Source organism: Gordonia sp. NPDC003504, from assembly GCF_053587995.1.
Genome location: NZ_JBSFPC010000002.1, coordinates 503,876 through 523,027 on the forward strand (window position 1 = coordinate 503,876; position 19,152 = coordinate 523,027).

A 19,152-nucleotide genomic window follows, 5' to 3' on the forward strand; every position below is an offset into this window, starting at 1 on the left:
GATGGGATTCGCCGTGCCCCTGAGCGTTCTGGCCGTCGACGACGAGCGGCCCGCCCTCGACGAACTGGTGTTCCTGCTCTCCCGGGAACCGGGCATCGGCGAGGTGCGCTCGGCCTCCGATGCCACCCAGGCGTTGCGCACCCTCAACGACCACACCATCGACGCCGTCTTCCTCGACATCAACATGCCGGGACTGTCCGGCATCGAACTGGCCACCGTCCTGGGCAAACTGAGTGATCCGCCGGCGATCGTGTTCGTCACCGCCCACGACGATCGCGCCGTCGACGCCTTCGACGTTGGCGCCCTCGATTACCTGCTGAAACCCTTGCGCGATGAGCGATTACGGCAGGCCATCGAACGGGTGGAGGCCGCGGTCGCCGGACACCGCGACGCGGAGCCGGAGTCCGGGCGCGACGATGACGTCATCCCCGTCGAACTCGGTGGGGTGACCTCGCTGGTGCGTCGCGACTCGATCTCCTGGGTGGAGGCGGTCGGCGACTACGCACGACTACATTCGGCCACCGGTGCGCACCTGGTCCGCATCCCGCTGAGCACACTGGAATCACGCTGGCAGGACAAGGGTTTCGCCCGCATCCACCGTTCGTATCTGGTGGCGTTGCCGATGGTGACCGGCCTGCGGTCGGCCGGCTCGACGACAGTGGTGTGCGTGCGCGCCAACGGATCCGCCGACGCTGCCGAACTCCCGGTGAGCCGCAGGCAGGTTCGGGAACTCAAGGACCGACTGATCCGGGACCCCATGCGCGCGTACCGATCCGGGGACGAGCAATGACCGGCCCACCGCACCGCGAGCGGGTGGTCCTCGCACAACGCCGTGGCGCCCGGATCGTCCGCACCCGCGTGGAGGTCCATGAGCAGACCGAGGTCGGCGACGCCCTCGTGCGCGGACTGATGCGCGCACAACTGGGGCTGGCCCTACGCCTCGGCGTCAGCATCGTCGCACTGATCGCGCTGATCCCGTTGCTGGGCATCATCTTACCCAGTCTCGCCGATTTCGACGTGTTCGGCATCAGACTGTCGTGGCTGGTGCTCGGCGTCGCACTGTATCCGGTCCTCTACGGTTTCGGACGCCTCTACGTCCGGCTGGCCGAGCAGGCCGAAAGCGACTTCATGGGCGTCGTCGACGACGACGCCCGCACCTCCGAGGCCACCGATGGCCGACGATGAGTGAGTCGGTGCTGACGGCGACCGCCCTGGTGGTCGCGGCACTGGCCACCATCGTCATCGGCGCCTACGGCGGCCGGTTCGCCCGCACCACCTCCGATTTCCTGGTGGCCTCCCGCAGTGTTGGATCACGCTGGAATGCGGCCGCGATCTCCGGCGAATACCTCTCGGCGGCATCCTTTCTCGGTGTGGCGGGACTCGTCGCCAAATATGGCGCCGACGCCCTGTGGTATCCGGTGGGCTTCACCGCCGGCTACCTCGGCGTGCTGTTGTTCGTCGCCGCGCCGCTGCGCCGGTCCGGCGCCTACACCGTGCCGGACTTCGCCGAGTTCCGGCTCGCATCCCGCCCGGCCCGCCAGACCGCGATGATCGTCGTGGTGGTGATCTGCGTGTTGTACCTGATCCCCCAATTCCAGGGCGCCGGACTCACATTGAACATCCTGCTCGGTGTGCCGGTGTGGGTGGGTGCGGTGGCGGTCGGCGTCATCGTCATCGTCAACGTGGTCGGCGGCGGCATGCGTTCGATCACCTTTGTGCAGGCCTTCCAGTACTGGCTGAAACTCACCGCGATCGGCGTTCCCGCACTCGCCCTGGTGATCGTGTTCCTCGGCGATCGCCACGCCGTCGGCGAACCCGCACCACCGCGGGTCGACGTCGCGACCACCGTGGACGTCACCACCGACACCGTCGTCGCGGTGCCCGCGGTCGCGGGCGTGCGGGTCAGCGGCGTCGTCGACGGCCACGAGATGCACGACGGCCGATTCCCGGCCCCCGGTGAGTACACCCTGCGGTCGGGCACCACCATTCACCTCGACGCCGGTGCCGCCACCCCGGTGGTCGCCGGGGCGCCGACGACGGGGGCGGCGTGGCTGTCCACCGGAGGCGGTCTGGGTGGCGAACATCCACTGTTCCAGGTGTATTCGATCATCATCGCGACGTTCCTCGGCACCATGGGATTGCCGCACGTGCTGGTGCGCTTCTACACCAATCCCGACGGTCGCTCGGCCCGTCGCACCGCACTCACCGTGATCGCGCTGCTCGGACTGTTCTACCTGTTTCCCCTCCTGCTGGGTGTGTTCGCGCGGCTCTACGTGCCGCAGCTGCTGATCACCGGGACCGCCGACGCGGCGGTGTTGTTGTTGCCGTCGGCGGCGGTCGGTGGACTCGCCGGACAACTCCTCGCCGCACTCGTCGCCGCGGGTGCGATCGCGGCCTTCCTGGCGACCTCGTCGGGGCTACTCGTCAGCGTCGCCGGCGCGGTATCCACCGACGTGCTGTCCGGCCGGATCCGCGACTTCCGTATCGCGGCGGTGATCGGCGGGACGCTACCCATCGTGTTGTCCCTGGCGACCACGTCATTGGAACTGTCGCGAACCGTCGGCCTGGTGTTCGCGGTGGCCGCATCCACTCTCTGTCCTCTGCTCATCCTGGGTATCTGGTGGCGTGGGCTGACTCCGATGGGCGCGATCTGCGGCATGGTGATCGGCGGCGTGTCCTCGGGAACCGCAACATCTTTGGCGATCGCCGGGGTTATCGACGACGAGGCTCTCGGCGGGTGGCCCGCGGTGATCATCGGCTATCCGGCCGCGGTCACCGTGCCGTTGGCCTTCGCCACGATGGTGTTGGTCAGCCTCGGCACGCGACGCCGCGTGCCCGGCGACCTGTCCCGCATCTTCGCCCGCATGCACGTACCCGAACGGCTCGGCATGGGTGTCGAACGCGTCCCGGGCGAGCGCTGAACCCGGGGCATGGCAGCCGCTTCCGTCGTGAACCACGCATGCGTCATCGCGGATACACCTCGATAGATCGGTGTCGACGGGCTACGGTCGAGAGGTTCGCCTGACCGCCCACCGACGGGAGTTCACCATGATCACCTTGGCCGCCACCGAGATTCTCGCCCGATCGACCACCCTGACCAATGTGGGGTGGATCAGCTACATCTTCATCGGCGCCATCGCCGGCTGGATCGCCGGCAAGATCGTCAAGGGCGGCGGCTCCGGACTCCTGATGAACATCGTCATCGGCATCGTCGGCGCGCTGATCGGCGGTTTTCTGCTGAGCTTCTTCCTCGACACCGCGGGTGGCGGATGGTGGTTCACCCTGTTCACCGCCATTCTCGGCTCGGTGATCCTGCTGTGGATCGTGGGTCTGGTCCAGAAGCGGTAAGCGAGAGTCACCAGCTGACCCTCACCAACTCACCCTCACCAGCTGACCGCGGCCACACGCGCGAAGTTGCCGCCGAGCACCGCGATGACGTCGGCGTCGGCCCAGCCGCGCGCACGCAGATGGTCCCCGAGCGTCACGAAGATCTCCGGCGCCATCCACTCGATGGGACCCCAGCGCGTGTACGACTCGTCGAAGGCCTCCGGATGGCTGCGGATCTCGTCGAGGAAGTCCGCGGCGTCGAAGGAGTGATCCGTGCTGACGCCGACGTGATCGATGCCGACGAGTTCGACGGCGTACTCGAGGTGGCGGATCATCGCCTCGATCGACGGAGTATTGGGGCCCAGGAATATTCCGACGCCGGTGATCCCGACGACCCCGCCGGTGGCCGCACACGCGCGCGCCTGATCGTCGGTGATGTTGCGCGGATGCTCCCAGACGGCGCGCATGCAGGAGTGGCTGTAGATCACCGGCTTGGTGGACACCTCGCACATGTCCAGGCCGGTGCGGGCGCTGCAGTGTGAACCGTCGGGCACCATGCCCGCGGCGTTCATCTCGGCGACCAGCTCCCGCCCCCAGCCGGTGAGTCCGGTGTCGTCGGTGTCGAGACATCCGCAGCCGGCCCGGTTGGCGTGGTTGTAGCTGGGCAACATGGTGCGTACGCCGAGTGCGGTGAAGGCGGCCACGTTGTCGAGGTTGCCGTCGAGCGGGTGGGAGTCCTCGAGATCGAAGGCGATCGCGATCCGGGTGGGGTCGCCGGCCGTGATGTCGTCGACCCCGCCGGCCAGCCGCAGCCGCGGGTGCGCCTCGATTCCGGCGCGAAAACGGTTCAGCAGACGCATGGAATCGGCGCAGGTTTGCGGTGAGTACCCGACGTTGACCGAGACATACGTCGGGCCGGGCCGCGCGAACCGTGTCAGGGGATTGACGTCGGCGTCGGGCTGCAGCGGCAGGCAGGCGTGCTGGTCCCAGAGCAGGGTCATGGTGCCAGTAGTACACGCAATCTCCCCGACCGTTCATCGGCACGCACCGACCGCCCACCGCATAGATGAACGGCTTCGTCGTGTGACCCATGCCACCCCGTTGTGTGTGATGTCGACCTCACCCACTCTGTGATGCATCGACCATCACAGTTGGGAGGGACATCTTGTCCACTGTCGATCAACCCGCGTCGGCCCAGCCGCCCGGCCATCCACCGCACGAACATCATCAGCTGCACCCGTCCGGCGAGCAGTTCATCGCCATGCAAGCCAGCCCCGAGTTCCAGAACCTCAAGCGGACCCTGCGCCGCTTCGTCTTCCCGATGACCGCGTTCTTCCTGATCTGGTATGCGCTCTATGTGGCCCTCGGCGCCTTCGCGCACGACTTCATGGCAACGCCGGTGTGGGGCAACATCAACGTCGGTCTCATCCTCGGTCTGCTGCAGTTCGTCACGACGTTCCTCATCACCGGGCTCTACGTACGCTTTGCCAACCGCGAACTCGATCCGCAGGCCGCCGCGCTGCGCGACAAGATGGAAAGTGAGATCGAACGATGACCACCGCTGCAGCCGCGGCCGTCGGCAATCCGGTCGCCAACATCGCGATCTTCGTGGCGTTCGTCGCCATCACCATGTTCGTCGTCATCCGGGCGAGCCGGAACAACTCCTCGGCCGCCGACTACTTCACCGGTGGCCGAGCCTTCTCCGGTCCGCAGAACGGTGTCGCCATCGCCGGTGACTACCTGTCGGCCGCAAGTTTCCTCGGTATCGCCGGCGCCATCGCGGTGTATGGCTACGACGGCTTCCTCTACTCCATCGGCTTCCTGGTGGCCTGGCTCGTCGCCCTGCTGCTGGTGGCCGAATTGCTGCGCAACACCGGCAAATTCACCATGGCCGACGTGCTGAGCTTCCGGCTCAAGCAGCGTCCGGTGCGCCTGGCCGCGGCCATCTCGACCCTGGCCGTGTCGCTGTTCTACCTGCTGGCCCAGATGGCCGGTGCCGGCGGTCTGGTCGCCCTGCTGCTCGACATCGAGTCGCGGGCCGGGCAGTCGCTGGTGATCGCCGTCGTCGGCACCCTGATGATCGTCTACGTCCTCGTCGGCGGTATGAAGGGCACCACCTGGGTGCAGATCATCAAGGCCGTCCTGCTGATCGCCGGCGCGGCGTTCATGACGGTGATGGTGCTCGCCAAGTTCGGGCTCAACGTCTCCGACATCCTCGGCAATGCGCAGCAGGCGATCGCGGGGTCGTCGAGTGAGAAGGTCGCCGCCCGTGACGTTCTCGCACCCGGCGCCAAGTACGGCGGATCGTTGGAGTCGCAGATCAACTTCATCTCGCTGGCCATCGCCCTGGTGCTCGGCACCGCCGGTCTGCCGCACGTGTTGATGCGCTTCTATACCGTCCCGACCGCGAAAGAGGCTCGGCGCTCGGTGGTCTGGGCCATCGCTCTGATCGGCGCGTTCTACCTGTTCACCCTGATCCTCGGCTACGGCGCCGCGGCCATCGTCGGCCCGGACCGCATCCTCGCCGCGGCCGGCAAGGAGAACTCCGCGGCACCGCTGCTGGCCTTCGAACTCGGCGGCACCGTGCTACTCGGCATCATCTCCGCGGTCGCCTTCGCGACGATCCTCGCGGTGGTCGCTGGCCTCACCATCACCGCGTCGGCGAGCTTCGCCCACGACATCTATGCCAGCGTCATCAAGCGCGGCAAGGTGAGCGAGGACGATCAGGTGCGTGTGTCCCGTTACGCCGCAATCACTCTCGGCGTGCTGGGTATCGTCCTCGGCATCCTGGCCAACGGCCAGAACGTCGCCTTCCTGGTGGCGCTGGCCTTCGCGATCGCCGCCGCAGCCAACCTGCCGACCATCGTGTACTCGCTGTACTGGAAGCGATTCAACACTCGCGGAGCCCTGTGGAGCATCTACGGTGGCCTCAGCTCGACGCTGCTGCTGATCGTGTTCTCCCCCGCCGTCTCCGGCAAGGCCACATCGATGATCCCCGGCGCAGACTTCGCCTGGTTCCCGCTGGAGAACCCCGGCATCGTGTCGATCCCGCTCGCGTTCGCGCTCGGCATCATCGGCACCCTGACCGCGCCGAACGATCGCGGTACCCCGGAACGCAATGCCGAGATGGAGGTGCGTTCGCTGACCGGCATCGGTGCCGAGGAGGCGGTCGCGCACTGACGTCCCGATAATCTCCGGAGGAGAACTTGGGTCCTGTTGGAGAAGCTGGGTGGCACACCACCCAGCTTCTCTGACAGGACCCAATTACGTTGTTACAGAAGGCGTTATCTGGAGTGTGGACTCAGGTCGCGTCGACGAACTCCGCGAGCTTCGCCTCGACCTTGTCCTGAATGTCCTTGACGCGCTGCTCGATGGGCTTCGTGGCGTCGAGGCCCTTCTTGGCCTTCTCCACCAGCTCCCCGATCAGCTTGGCCTGCTCGATGGAGACGATGTGGAACTTGTGATGCTTGAACTTGTGGCCGACGTTGCCCGACAGTCCCTGCTCGACCTCGAGACCGTTGACGAGGTCGAGCTTTGCGTCTCCCGATCCCTCGCTGAAGTCGAGATCCTTCAGGTCGACCCACACGGTGTTCGGGCGGGTCGTGGACTCGAAGATGTAGCGCGGGTTGGTCAGGTCGATGACGACCTGCCACAACGTCTGTGACGCATCGGGCTTGCCCGGGTCCGCGGTGCGGAACGGTTGTGCCGCATTGCGTATGATGCTGCCCATCGCGGCGGTGGCCTGCAGCCGCGAGGTGGGCTGCGGCTGATGGTTTACGTAGTACGACGCACGAGCGAAACGGTCGGCCGCGTCGCAGGTACCGGGGAGCGCTTCCGAGCCGCCCAGACCCTCGAACTTCTTGACGAGCTCCAACTGCTTGTCGTAGGTGGGCGAATTGGTCATCACCCAGTAGTCCCGGCTGTGGTACACGTCGAGCTTGCCGTCGATGTACTCGAAGATCGCCGAATCGCCGGTGGCATCGTCGAGAGCCAGATGAATCGCCGGGTTGCTACCGCCGGTCGGATCCGCCATCGGAATCACTTGCGGATCATTGTCCTGGGTCCACCGCACGGCCTCGGCAACCGTGGCGAAGTTGTCGAGGTAGTACTGCAGCCACACCGACATCGCCAGTTGCGGACGATTCGGATCCGGGGTGCCGTACTCCGACTCGGCGAGCCACAGAATGTGACCCGCCAGCCCTTTCTCATTCACCCCATCGGTCGACAGGATGTCGTATACGCCGGCAATTACACTGCCGTATTTCGAGGTCCACTTCAGCTTGCCCTCGACGCGATCATTGCGTTTGACACCGCGCGGGAGCTTCCAGAGGTTGGTGTGGAGATCCTGATGGAAGTCCATGTTCCGGCCGACGATGACAGATCCGTTGGCGTCCGGCCACATCACACGCGTGCACACAGAATTCTCTTTTCGTTGTCGACGATTCTGCCGAGAACATTATCTCAATGCGAGAGAACATCGCAGCAATAGGTTTACCGCGGGCGACACCGATGATTCGGGACACGATCCGAGCGATTCCGTGCCAATGTTTCCGGAAATCACCCGTGACGGCCACGGTTCCTCTATAAGTCATCGTCAGCTGTCGGCGATGACGCGACGATGGATCTCATCAGGTGGCGTCGAACAGATCCGCTCTCGCGCGGTGGCTTCCGCATCGAAGCGCCGGTCACCCCGGTGTAGGTTGATCCGAGCTGTGTCGGCAGTCCGACCACATCGGTTGGTCCGCATGGTAATCGAGACTCGCTGTGAGGTGCAGGCATGTCAGATGACGCAGTGAAGCGGCCCGAATCGGCAGATCCGGACGACATGCTGTCCCTCATCACCGAGGTCGGTGAGGCGCTCAACAGTTCGTCGTACCCGGTTCCCCTCACACAGCAGGTTCTTCACGAGATCTGCACGACGTACGACTACGACGCGACGACCGAGGTCTTCGCGACCTACATCATCGCGCTCGATCGTCAACGGGGTCGGGCGGCGATGGCGAACAGCAGTACGCCCTACCGATTCGACCAGATCGCGGACACCGAGACGCTGGTGCACCGGCTCCGGCGGGAACCGATTCCGGTTCCCGATGCGCTCCACAAGCTGCGCGCGATCGCCGATGCCCCGCCACCGATTCATCCCTTGGCCCGGATTGCGGGCTACATGCTCATGGCGTTGGGGTTCGCCATGTGTTTCCGGATGAGCCCGTTGGCGTCGGTCGCTGCCGTCGTCCTGTCGATTCCGATTGCGGCGGTGCTGTTGTGGAGTGGCACCAAACCGGCGATCGCCGCCCTGATGCCCGTCCTGTTGACGTTTCTGGCCGCATTGCCCATTGCACTGTGGTCGGTGCACGGCGGATTCGACGACCCGGTGCGACTCGCCGTCATCCCGGTGGTGACACTGATTCCCGGAGCGGCACTCACCACGGCACTGATCGAACTCACCACCGGCGACATGATCGCCGGCTCGACCCGCCTGGTCTCCGCGCTGATCGTGCTGCTGTCGATGGCATTCGGATTCGCGTTGGCCCTCGACGTCGCCGGCCTGACGTCCGTTCACCTGCAAGATCTGACAAGTGAACAGGCGCCGTCGTGGGTGCTGTGGCTCGCCGGACCGGTGTTCGCGGTCGGCAACATCCTGTATTTCTGTACGCCCCAACGGTTGTGGGTGTGGACCATCGGGTTGACATTCGGAACCTTCTGGCTCAACAACGTGACACGGCTGGTCATGCTGCCCGCGTTCGCCGGCGGTATCGCGTTGGGCGTCACGCTGCTTGTCGCCTGGGTCGTCAGCGACCGCGCAAAGGGACATCCGAGCACGCTGGTGATGTACCTGCCGCCGTTCTGGTTGATGGTTCCGGGATCGATGGGTTTCGTCGCGATCAGCGGAGTCATCACCGAAGATCACGAACTCTCCGGTCTCGGGACGAATGCCGCCCTGTCCCTGCTGAGTATGGCCATCTGCATGATGATCGCCACCGTTCTGGCACCCCTGGTGATCCGGCTGCTGAACTCGTGGCGGCCACGGCCGTAGCGGGATCGCCGGACGGGGAATCAGACCCAATTCTCTGGGAGACCCTGATCGTTGTCCGTCATGTCGCCCCCACGATCTCGGCTTCGGTATCCCGGAGGACGCCACCACCCCGGCAACCGCGACGACCGGTGCGGGCCGCCCACTGTGCGAGCGGAATCACCGGCGGCACAACGGGACCGGACAGCTCACCGGCTGCCTCCCGGGCCTGCAGGCCGAGGAATGCCTCAGCCCGCGTCCTGAATGCGTGCGAACGGCCGAGCGGCCTCGAGTTCGTAGGCGAGTTCCAGCAACGTCCGTTCGTCACCGAGATCGGCCGAGAAGTGCATGCCCAGCGGCAAAGCGTCCGACGTCTGCGCCAGCGGCAGGCTGATTCCCGGGGTGCCCGACGTGTTGTTGGCCGGAGTGAAGGCCACGTACCGGGTCAGCCGATCGAAGGCCTCGTCGAAATCCACCCCCGGATCGAGGTAACCGATCTTCGGCGTGGTGTGCGCCAGCGTCGGCGAGAGCACCGCGTCGAAACGCGAAAAGGTCTCGCGGAGTTGAACCGTGGATCGTTTGAGGCCGCGGATCACAGCGGGTGTGCGCCACATCCGACGCAGATACATCCGCGATAGCCCGCGAGTGAACGGATCGAGTTGCGAACGGTCGAAGCCTTTGTCGATCATCCGCTTGCCGAAGTGATCGATACCGAACGCGAGCATCGCCCAATACGAGGTGAACTCAGTGATATACGAACGGTCCACCGGGACCGGCACGAATTCCGTTCGGTGACCCAGACTTTCGAGAAGTTCGGCGGTGGCGGTCAACCCGGCCTGGGTGTCGTCGTCGAGGAGTTGCCCGGTCAGCGGTTCGGTGAGCATCGCGATCCGCAGGCGCCGCTCCGACGGCCCGTCGACGCGACCCACCAGCGGCAATCCCTTTGCCGGGCTGAAGGTCTCGGCATCGGCGAGGAAGCGTGCGGTATCCCGGACGGTGCGGCTGACGATACCGTTGGAGATCAGGTCGATCGGCATCGACTTCCCCTCGGGCGAGGCGACGACGCGATCGCGGGTGGGTTTGAGTCCGACGAGCCCGCAGGCCGCGGCCGGGATACGGATCGACCCGCCACCGTCATTGGCGTGCGCGATCGGCAGCGCCCCGGCCGCCACCAACGCCGCCGACCCACCCGACGACGCGCCACAGGAGTAATCGGTGTCCCAGGGATTGCGGGTGGGCTCGCGGTCGACGAATTCGGTGGTCGCGGTCAGCCCGAAGGCCGGCAGGGTCGAGGCGCCGACGATGTTCACGCCGGTGGACAGCAACTGATCGGTGAAGGGTTCGTTCTTCGTGGCCACCCGCTCGGGTACCGCGGCCGAACCGTGCGTCGTCGGGATTCCGGCGAACAGTGTGTTGTTCTTGATGATCGAGGGCACCCCGGCGAACGAGCCGCCGCAATACCCGCCGTCGACGGCGCGCTTGCGGGCGCGCTCGCGGTCGTCCACCGCGACCGCGTTGAGCGTCGGGTTGACCGCGTCGATCCGGGCGAGGGCCGCCTCGACCGCCTCGGCGGCCGAGATGTCGCGTCGCGTGATCGCCTCGGCGACGCCGACCGCGTCCCATTCCCCCAGCGCGTCGTCACCGAACGCGTGCACATGCCTCATGCGCGCCGAGCCTAGTACGTCCCGGGCACCGGATTCGTCAGGATCAGACCATTCGCATGACATCGGCGGCCAGGCGGGTGGCGAACTCGTCGTCGATGTGTTTGGCGAAGACCGCGTGGTGATAGAGCGGCGCGATGATGTGGTCGAGGATCTGCTCCACCGACGGTGTGGCCTCGAGGCGGCCGGAAGCCCGCCCGACCATCTCGGCGGCCTGACCGCGGCGGATCTCCCAGCACGGGCATTCGTCGATGAGGTCGTCGCGCGCGGTGACCATCGCGCGCAGGTAGGCGCGACGCGACGGCCGCGAGATGTCGGCGCCGATGATGCGCGCCCACTCGGCCAGATCCCCGGCCAGCGTGCCGGTGTCCGGCAGCGCCTCGCCCTGGGTGAGCGCGGCCACCGCAACTTCCTCGAGGAGGGCGGTGATCGATCCCCAGCGTCGATAGATGCTGGTCGGGTTGACCCCGGCGAGGTCGGCGACCTGCGGGATCGTCATGCTCTCGCGTTCACCGCGGGCGACGAGTTGGCCGACCGCGTCGTACACCGCGTGTTGCACCCGCGCACTGCGTCCACCGGGTCGGCGACCCGCCGTGACCTCGGTGTTGTCAGCTGTTACCGCACTCATGGAATCGATTATTGCAAATCGCGTTGCTTTAGAGGTCCACGTCCAGCTAGGTTGGCCCTAACGCAAACCACTTTGCTTTTGGAGGTTCGATGTCGCGTCTACATCCGCACCGCGCATTCTGGGTGATCGCCGCGACCGTGGTGATGGTCCTATTCGCCTCCGCCGCCCCGTCGCCCTTGTACCCGGTCTACCAGCAGCTCTGGGGCTTCTCGTCGTTCACCCTGACCGGGGTGTTCGCGATCTACGTGGTGACGATGCTGATCAGCCTGCTGTCGGTGGGATCGCTCTCCGATCACATCGGCCGCCGACCGGTACTGGCCGCGGCCCTGGTCCTGCTGATCGCCAGCATGGTGCTGTTCCTGGCCGCCGACGGCGTCGGCATCCTGATCGCAGCTCGCGCTCTGCAGGGCCTGGCCACCGGGGCCGCGATCGGCACGCTGACCGCCACCGTCGTCGACCTGCAGCCCAGTGCGCGCCTCGGCTCGGCGATCACCGGGGCGGCCCCGACCATCGGCCTGGCCGCCGGGGTCGCGATCGCCGGTGTCCTCGTCCAGTACGCGCCGCAACCGCGATTCCTGGTCTACGAGATCACCCTGGGCATCTACGCCGTACTGCTCGTCGCGCTGCTGGTCGTGCCCGAGACATCGTCGCGCATCGGATTCACCTCACGCCGACACATGCTCGCCACCCTGGCCCCGCAGGCGTCGGTTCCCAGTGAGATCCGCCATCTCTTCTGGGGCGCCCTGCCCGCCTTCGTCGCGACGTGGTCGATGGGTGGGCTCTACCTCTCGCTGGGGTCGTCGGTGATCGCGAAGGTCTTCGGCATCGACAATCACGCCGAGGCGGGCGCCCTGCTGTTCACCTTCTTCGCCGCCGGCGCACTCACCTCGCTGGCCCTCATCGGACGCGACGCCGCGACCAAACTGGCCTACGGTTACCCGGCCCTGGCCGCCGGCGCGGTGATCTCGCTGGTCGGGGTGCTCACCTCGGCGCTGCCGTTCTATGTGGCGGGCTCGCTGATCGCCGGCACCGGCTTCGCGGCGACCTTCCTCGGTGCGCTCGACTCGATCAGCGCCGCCACCCCACCGCCGCAGCGCGGACAGGTGTTCTCGGCCGTCTTCATCGTCAGCTACCTCGCCTTCAGCGGCCCGGCCGTGATCGCGGGACTCGTCGTCAGTCACGTCGGACTCCAGGAGACCGTCGTCGGCTACGTCATCTACGTTCTGCTGGTCGCGATCGTCGGGGCCGTGCTGTCGCGGCGGGCGCGACGGCGTGCCGGAATTGTCTCATTGTCGGCGCCGGAGCCGACCGATTCGCGATCCCGGGTTTTGCCCCGCGACCTCGAAGAGTATGAAGGTAGGCATGCACCTGAAATACAGTTCAAGTGAGGAAGCATTCCGCGAGGAACTCCGGACGTTTTTCACGACCCAGGTCCCCAAGGACATTCGTGAGCGCAGCGCCGCCGGAAAGCTGAACTACCCCGAGGACGTCGTCACCACCACCCGCATCCTCAACGAGGCCGGGTATGCGGTGCCGCACTGGCCGACGGAGTGGGGCGGCCAGGATTGGACCCCGATCCAGCACCACATCTACCGCGAGGAGATGAGCCTGGCGTCGGTGCCGGACATGCTGCCGTTCAACGCGGGCATGATCGGGCCGGTCATCGCACAGTTCGGCTCCCCGGAGATGAAGGAACGTTTCCTGGCCAAGACCGCCAACCTCGATATCTGGTGGTGCCAGGGCTTCTCCGAACCGGAAGCGGGCTCGGATCTCGCATCTCTGAAGACCCGGGCGGTACGCGACGGCGATCACTACGTCGTCAACGGCCAGAAGACCTGGACGACGCTGGGCCAGTTCGCCGACTGGATCTTCTGCCTGGTGCGCACCGACCCGGACGTCAAGAAGCAGGCCGGCATCTCGATGCTGCTGTTCCCGATGGACACCCCGGGCGTCGAACTCCGCCCGATCCAGCTGATCGACGGCGGCTTCGAGGTCAACGAGGTGTTCTTCAACGATGTCCGCGTTCCGGTGGAAAACCTTGTGGGCGAGGAGAATCAGGGCTGGACACAGGCCAAGTTCCTGCTCGGCAACGAGCGCAACGGCATCGCCCGCGTCGGCTACACCCGCACCAAGCTCGCCCGCGCCAAGGAACTCGCACGAGAGGTGACCGCCGCCGACGGCACCCCGCTGCTCGAGGATCCGCTGTTGGCCGCACGTCTGGCCGAACTCGAAAACGAGTTGCTCGCACTGGAACTCACGCAGCTGCGGGTGGTGGCGTCCTCCGCAGACGGCAAGCCGAATCCGGCGTCGTCGCTGCTCAAGCTGCGCGGTAGCCAACTGCAGCAGGAGGCGATGGAGCTGATCGCCGACATCGCCGGCCCCCAGTCGCTGCCGGTGTCCGCGATCGAATCCGGCTCCGCCAACGGTTCCGCCGACATCCTTGCCCCGGAGTGGGCGCAGCTGTCGGTGCCGACGTACCTGAACTACCGCAAGGTGACCATCTACGGCGGTTCGTCGGAGGTTCAGCGGCAGATCATCGACAAGGCCGTCCTCGGCCTGTAGCCCCGATCCCCTTCTGCCCCAACACCTCTCGACAACCGAGGAATTTTTCATGGATTTCGAACTTTCCGAAGAACAAACGATGTTGCGCGACACCGTCCGCGACGTCCTGACCAAGACCTACGACGTGGAGACGCTGCGCAAGGTCACCGACACCGAACTCGGCTGGAGCCGCGATGTCTGGAAGTCGTTGGCCGACATCGGCATCCTGGGTCTGACGATCCCCGAGGAGGACGACGGCGCGGGCGCCGGTCCGGTGGAGTTCGCCAGCGTCATGGGCGAGATCGGTCGCGCCAATGCGCCCGAGCCGTACCTGGATTCGGTACTCGTGCCCAGCTCGCTGATCGTCGCCACCGCCGAGGGCGAGCTGCGCGCCGAGCTTCTCGGCGGGCTGGCATCCGGCGAGTTGCTGATGGCCTTCGCCCACCACGAGTCCGGCGATCGCTGGCCGGCCGCCGCGGTGGATGCGACCGTCGCCGACGGCAAGCTCACCGGAACCAAGGCGCTTGTCCCCCACGGTGATTGCGCCGACAAGCTTATCGTTTCGGCGCGCGAGAACGGCGAGCTCGGCCTCTACCTCGTCAACGCCGACGCCGACGGCGTGGACCGCGTCGCCTACCGCACCAGCGATCGTCGACGCGGTGCGCAGATCACCTTCACCGACGCACCGGCCACGCGGCTCGGCTCGGGTGATGCCAGCGCCCTGCTCAGCGACGTCGAGGTGGGTATCCAGACCGCCCTCTGCGCCGAGGCCGTCGGCGCGATGGAGCGCGCCCTGGACCTCACCGTCGACTACCTCAAGACGCGCAAGCAGTTCGGCGTGACCCTGTCGACGTTCCAGGCCCTCGACCATCGGGCCGCCGACGTGTACGTCTCGCTCGAACTCGCCCGCAGCATGAGCCTGTACGCGACCACCGCGCTCGCCGACGGCGTCGCCGACCCGATCGTCGCCTCACGCGCGAAGCTGCAGATCTGCCGTTCGCTGCGACACGTCGGGCAGGAAGCGGTGCAGATGCACGGCGGCATCGGCATGACCGCCGAGTACCCGGTGGGTCACTACCTGTCCCGGTTGACCGCGATCAGCCACACGCTCGGCGACGCCAACGATCACCTCCGGGCGCTGTCGAAGAACGTGGGCAGCTACGACCTCGTCGGACTGCTCTGACAACTCGCTGAACGCGAGAACGCCACCGCCCCGATCAACCGCCGCACACGGCGGGTGGTCGGGGCGGTACTTGCCTGGCGCACACCCGACGGAAATCAGCGCACACTCGACGGGAAAGGGCGCCCACTCGACGGGGCGGGTGGGGTCACGGCGGGTGGGGTCACGGCGTTCGCACTCACGGGATTCGCACTCACGGTGTCGACACACGGGGTGTCCGCACATAGGGCGGTGGCACCCACCGACTCGGGGCACAGTCCCGCGACACCGTCCAGCAGCCGGCGATGCTCGTTCTCCAGTAGTCGTGCCAACCAGCCCATCCCGGACACCTCCTGCGCCACTCGATTCCCACGACGATCCCGCCCAGTAGGCCCCGAACAGATCGCGGTGACCAGGGTTTGGCCCAGCGTGATCGTGCCGACCTCGTCGGCGACCGCATGTCGTGGGTGCCAAACCCGACGCCCGGGACACCATTGTCGCTAGGGTTTCTTCTGACCCGGCCGGTGACGGACGGGCCTCGACGATCGGTGACGACAGGAGTTCGGGTGGAGATCTTGCGGGACAATCTGGCCCAGGCGGCGTCGTTCTCGCTGGTCGGCATCGCGCTGCTGATCCTCGGCTTCGCCGCTCTCGACCTCGTCACGCCGGGACGACTCCGGCAGTTGGTGTGGGTCGAGCACAATCGCAACGCGATGATCATGACGGTGTCGATGGTGATCGGCCTGTCGCTGGTGCTGGTGGGGTCGGTGTTCGACACGGCCTTCCTGGAGTTGTGGCGCGGCCTCCTCTACACCATCGCGTACGCGGTGGTCGCGATCGCGGTGATGATGTGGTCGTTCGTCCTCATCGACTGGTTGACCCCGGGCAAACTCGGCACCATCCTGCTCGACGATTCCCGGGATCACCCGGCGATCTGGGTGACCGCGGCGGTGTTCGTGGGGATCGGCGCGGTCATCGCGGCCACGCTGCTCGCCTGACCGCTTATTGACGGTTGCTCAATAGGTGGCCTAGGGTCGCCCATATCCGACGTCACCCGTCGGGGTCTTTCAACCGATCACGACGTCATCGACCGATTCACACGAACCGATCAACACAAGGGGAACCGAACCGTGGCTGCACCACTCATCGAGGAGTCCATCGACATCAACGCCTCCCCGGAGGCGGTCTGGACGGTGATCTCCGACCTCAAGCGCATGGGTGAGTGGAGCCCGCAGTGCGTGAAGATGATCATCCGCGGCCCGGTGGAACTCGGCACCAAGACCATCAACATCAACCGTCGCGGACCGCTGGTGTGGCCGACCACGTCCAAGGTCGTGCGGTTCGCCCCGAATCAGGAGATCGGTTTCCGGGTGGCGGAGAACCACACCGTGTGGAGCTACACCATCACTCCCACCGACGCCGGTGTCACGTTGACCGAACGCCGTGAGGCGCCCGGCGGGACGACCACCAAGGTGTCGTCGGTGCTCGTCGACAAGCTCATGGGCGGCACCGAGTCGTTCGAGGAAGAGCTCAAGCTGGGGATGGCCGAGACCCTCGGCAAGATCAAGAAGGCCGCGGAGGCATAGGAGGCGTCGAGCGTACCCGGTTCAACCGTCGAGCTTGTCGATCAGTGCGGGTAGGTCGGCGATCGAGTCGATGACGTAGTCGGGCACCGGGCCGAACTCGTCGCGCTGCAGGGCGGCGAGGGCCTCCTCCCGGAACTTCCCGGTCCGCACCAGTACCCCGATCAGTGCCGAGGCCTGCGCGCCGAGCACGTCGTTGTGCATGTCGTCGCCGACCATCACCACCTGCGTCGGTTCCAGATTCATCACCTCGACGGCCGCCCGGAAACCCAACGGGGACGGTTTGCCGATCGCGCGGATCTTGCGGCCGGCGGCCTTCTCCAGCCCCTCGAGGTAGACGCCGGTGTCGATGGACAGGCCCGACGCCGTCGACCAGATCATCGACCGATGCATCGCGATCACCGGCACCCCGGCGAGCAGCATCTCCAACACCGTCGACAGCGCCTCGTGGGTGAACACGGGGCCCGCCCCACCGAGGACGACGACCTGCGCCTGCGACGGGTCGTCGGTGAGGGGAACCCCGGTCATGTCGTCGGCGATCGGCCCCTCGTTGAGCACCCACGCCTTCTTGCCGGGGTAGGTCTGCGCCAGATATTCCGCGGTGAGCTTCGCGGCGGTGAGGATCTCCTCGGGTGCCACCTCGAATCCCGCCTGCGCGAGGGCGTCGGCGATATCCCCACGCGAACGAGACGTGGTGTTGGTCAAAAACATTCGTGGGATCTGCCGGTCGGCCAGGGAGCGCACCGCATCGACGGCACCCGGCAGCGCCTCCCATGACGTGACCATCACGCCGTCGATGTCCAGCAGCAACCCGAGACTCATAGACCAAATCTAGTATCGGTCGCCGATGCCCGCAGAGCTCGACGCCCCCAGTTCCCTCGGTGTGCACCGACGACGGCCCGGTGGGGCGATGGCATGCCGGGGCGATGGCATGCTGGGGCGATGCGCCCGGTGAATGTCCATCAGCAGATCGTCGCCGACCTGTTCGGTCCGCCGGAACCGGTCACCGTCGCCGTCACCGACGCGCTGGGCCTGGTCACGGCCGAACCGATCGACGCGCCGATCTCGCTGCCCGGCTTCGACAATTCCGCGATGGACGGATTCGCGGTCCGGGCCGCCGAGGTCGCCGAGGCGAGCTCCGAGCACCCGGCCATCCTGCCGGTGGCCGCCGACATCCCGGCTGGACGCACCGACCCACCCCCACTGGCACCGGGCACCTCCGCACGCATCATGACCGGCGCTCCGATGCCGGCCGGCGCCGACGCGGTGGTACCCGTCGAGTCGACGACGGCCGATTTCACCGGCGACGCCGACCTGCCCGACACGGTGACGATCACCGCCGGCGTTCCGCTCGGCAAACACATCCGGCTCGCCGGTTCCGACATCGCCGCCGGCAGCCCCGCGCTGGCCAGGGGCACCGAGATCGGTGCCGCGCAGATCGGTCTGCTCTGCGGCCTCGGCATCACCGAGGTCCGTGTCTTTCACAGACAGCGGGTGGCGGTGCTCTCGACCGGTTCCGAACTGGTGGCGCCGGGGCAGCCGCTGCTGCCCGGCCAGATCTACGAATCCAACGGCGCGATGCTGACGGCGGCGGCCATCGAGGCCGGGGCCATCGCGCGGCACGTGCACTTCGTGCCCGACGACCCCGCCCAGTTCCTCCGCCGGCTGGCCGACATCGCCGCCGACGCCGACCTCATCATCACCTCCGGCGGCGTCAGCGCGGGTGCGTTCGAGGTCGTCAAGGAGGCCCTCACCGCCACCGGTGGCGTGGAGTTCGCGAAGGTGGCGATGCAACCGGGAATGCCGCAGGGCTGCGGCCACTTTCGTGCACCCGACGGGCGTGCGGTGCCGATCGTCACCGTGCCGGGCAACCCGGTGAGTTCGCTGGTGTCCTTCGAGATCTTCATCCGCGATCCGCTGCGTGCGGCGATGGGACTGCACCGGCGCCGGGAACGTCTGCGCGCGAAGATCACCACCGACCTCACGTCACCGCCGGGCAAACGCCAGTTCCAGCGCGGACTGTTCGTCCGCCACCCCGACGGCCCGTGGATCTCCCCCGCGGGCCCCCCGGCGTCGCATCACCTGAGCAACCTGGCGCGTGCCGAGGCCCTCGTCGACATCGACGCCGACACCGTGACGCTCTCAGCGGGCGACGAGGTCGACGTCATCCGACTGCGGTAGTCGGCGGGTGGGTAGCGGACGGGCGGACGGTCCCGGCAGTTCCTTCGCGACCGGGGGCTCTA

Annotated in this window: 18 protein-coding genes; 13 read left to right on the forward strand and 5 right to left on the reverse strand. The window is 66.6% G+C overall.

The window, feature by feature from the left end:
- Nucleotide 1: 1 nt before the first annotated feature.
- The 4 genes from ACWDPV_RS06540 to ACWDPV_RS06555 all read left to right on the forward strand — a co-directional run bounded on the left by ACWDPV_RS06540 (nucleotide 2) and on the right by ACWDPV_RS06555 (nucleotide 3,348).
- A complete protein-coding gene (locus ACWDPV_RS06540; protein ID WP_449742241.1) occupies nucleotides 2-790 on the forward strand; it encodes a LytR/AlgR family response regulator transcription factor in 789 nt (262 codons plus the stop codon).
- A complete protein-coding gene (locus tag ACWDPV_RS06545; RefSeq protein WP_449742242.1) occupies nucleotides 787-1,185 on the forward strand; it encodes a hypothetical protein in 399 nt (132 codons plus the stop codon). Before ACWDPV_RS06540 ends, ACWDPV_RS06545 begins: the two co-directional genes overlap by 4 nt.
- The gene (locus ACWDPV_RS06550; protein ID WP_449742243.1) at nucleotides 1,182-2,921 is read left to right on the forward strand and encodes a sodium/solute symporter; all 1,740 of its coding nucleotides are present in this window, start codon (nucleotides 1,182-1,184) and stop codon (nucleotides 2,919-2,921) included. The genes ACWDPV_RS06545 and ACWDPV_RS06550 overlap by 4 nt, the downstream gene beginning before the upstream one ends.
- Before the next feature lie 127 nt (nucleotides 2,922-3,048).
- Nucleotides 3,049-3,348, forward strand: coding sequence for a GlsB/YeaQ/YmgE family stress response membrane protein (locus ACWDPV_RS06555; protein ID WP_348805203.1), 300 nt, complete (start codon nucleotides 3,049-3,051; stop codon nucleotides 3,346-3,348).
- Nucleotides 3,349-3,383: 35 nt separating this feature from the next.
- Here ACWDPV_RS06555 and ACWDPV_RS06560 read toward each other — a convergent pair whose 3' ends face one another.
- Nucleotides 3,384-4,328: a dipeptidase gene (locus tag ACWDPV_RS06560; RefSeq protein ID WP_449742244.1), complete on the reverse strand. Its 945-nt coding sequence runs from the start codon at nucleotides 4,326-4,328 to the stop codon at nucleotides 3,384-3,386.
- A 164-nt stretch (nucleotides 4,329-4,492) separates the two neighbouring features.
- On the opposite strand from ACWDPV_RS06560, the gene ACWDPV_RS06565 reads away from it, so the two are divergent.
- Together ACWDPV_RS06565 and ACWDPV_RS06570 are read left to right on the forward strand one after the other, a co-directional pair.
- A complete protein-coding gene (locus ACWDPV_RS06565; RefSeq protein ID WP_449742245.1) occupies nucleotides 4,493-4,882 on the forward strand; it encodes a DUF485 domain-containing protein in 390 nt (129 codons plus the stop codon).
- A complete protein-coding gene (locus tag ACWDPV_RS06570; protein ID WP_449742246.1) occupies nucleotides 4,879-6,507 on the forward strand; it encodes a solute symporter family protein in 1,629 nt (542 codons plus the stop codon). Before ACWDPV_RS06565 ends, ACWDPV_RS06570 begins: the two co-directional genes overlap by 4 nt.
- Before the next feature lie 121 nt (nucleotides 6,508-6,628).
- On the opposite strand, the gene ACWDPV_RS06575 is transcribed toward ACWDPV_RS06570, so the two are convergent.
- Nucleotides 6,629-7,744 (reverse strand): linear amide C-N hydrolase, encoded by a 1,116-nt coding sequence (locus ACWDPV_RS06575; RefSeq protein ID WP_449742247.1) that lies wholly within the window; start codon nucleotides 7,742-7,744, stop codon nucleotides 6,629-6,631.
- A 360-nt stretch (nucleotides 7,745-8,104) separates the two neighbouring features.
- Between ACWDPV_RS06575 and ACWDPV_RS06580 the strand changes: the two genes are divergently transcribed.
- On the forward strand, nucleotides 8,105-9,361 hold the full coding sequence (locus tag ACWDPV_RS06580) for a threonine/serine ThrE exporter family protein (protein WP_449742248.1): 1,257 nt from the start codon (nucleotides 8,105-8,107) through the stop codon (nucleotides 9,359-9,361).
- 224 nt (nucleotides 9,362-9,585) lie between these two features.
- Here the strand turns inward: ACWDPV_RS06580 and ACWDPV_RS06585 are convergent, their stop codons facing one another.
- Both ACWDPV_RS06585 and ACWDPV_RS06590 read right to left on the reverse strand, forming a co-directional pair.
- Nucleotides 9,586-11,001, reverse strand: coding sequence for an amidase (locus ACWDPV_RS06585; protein WP_449742249.1), 1,416 nt, complete (start codon nucleotides 10,999-11,001; stop codon nucleotides 9,586-9,588).
- Nucleotides 11,002-11,044: 43 nt separating this feature from the next.
- The gene (locus ACWDPV_RS06590) at nucleotides 11,045-11,626 is read right to left on the reverse strand and encodes a TetR/AcrR family transcriptional regulator C-terminal ligand-binding domain-containing protein (RefSeq protein WP_449742250.1); all 582 of its coding nucleotides are present in this window, start codon (nucleotides 11,624-11,626) and stop codon (nucleotides 11,045-11,047) included.
- An 89-nt stretch (nucleotides 11,627-11,715) separates the two neighbouring features.
- Here ACWDPV_RS06590 and ACWDPV_RS06595 point away from each other — a divergent pair, with 89 nt between their 5' ends.
- The 5 genes from ACWDPV_RS06595 (at nucleotide 11,716) to ACWDPV_RS06615 (ending at nucleotide 16,912) form a co-directional block, all read left to right on the forward strand.
- Entirely contained in the window at nucleotides 11,716-13,014 is a 1,299-nt protein-coding gene (locus ACWDPV_RS06595) for an MFS transporter (protein ID WP_449742251.1), read from the forward strand.
- Entirely contained in the window at nucleotides 12,989-14,188 is a 1,200-nt protein-coding gene (locus ACWDPV_RS06600; protein WP_449742252.1) for an acyl-CoA dehydrogenase family protein, read from the forward strand. Before ACWDPV_RS06595 ends, ACWDPV_RS06600 begins: the two co-directional genes overlap by 26 nt.
- Before the next feature lie 49 nt (nucleotides 14,189-14,237).
- Nucleotides 14,238-15,350: an acyl-CoA dehydrogenase family protein gene (locus tag ACWDPV_RS06605; protein WP_449742253.1), complete on the forward strand. Its 1,113-nt coding sequence runs from the start codon at nucleotides 14,238-14,240 to the stop codon at nucleotides 15,348-15,350.
- 542 nt (nucleotides 15,351-15,892) lie between these two features.
- Nucleotides 15,893-16,324 (forward strand): DUF350 domain-containing protein, encoded by a 432-nt coding sequence (locus ACWDPV_RS06610; protein ID WP_449742254.1) that lies wholly within the window; start codon nucleotides 15,893-15,895, stop codon nucleotides 16,322-16,324.
- A gap of 132 nt (nucleotides 16,325-16,456) precedes the next feature.
- Nucleotides 16,457-16,912 carry an SRPBCC family protein gene (locus ACWDPV_RS06615; protein WP_348805216.1) on the forward strand — a complete coding sequence of 152 codons (456 nt, stop codon included), beginning with the start codon at nucleotides 16,457-16,459 and terminating at the stop codon, nucleotides 16,910-16,912.
- 21 nt (nucleotides 16,913-16,933) lie between these two features.
- Here the strand turns inward: ACWDPV_RS06615 and ACWDPV_RS06620 are convergent, their stop codons facing one another.
- Nucleotides 16,934-17,731 carry an HAD-IIA family hydrolase gene (locus ACWDPV_RS06620; RefSeq protein WP_449742255.1) on the reverse strand — a complete coding sequence of 266 codons (798 nt, stop codon included), beginning with the start codon at nucleotides 17,729-17,731 and terminating at the stop codon, nucleotides 16,934-16,936.
- A 120-nt stretch (nucleotides 17,732-17,851) separates the two neighbouring features.
- Here ACWDPV_RS06620 and moeA point away from each other — a divergent pair, with 120 nt between their 5' ends.
- Nucleotides 17,852-19,090, forward strand: coding sequence for a molybdopterin molybdotransferase MoeA (gene moeA, locus ACWDPV_RS06625; protein WP_449742256.1), 1,239 nt, complete (start codon nucleotides 17,852-17,854; stop codon nucleotides 19,088-19,090).
- Nucleotides 19,091-19,152 lie beyond the last annotated feature (62 nt).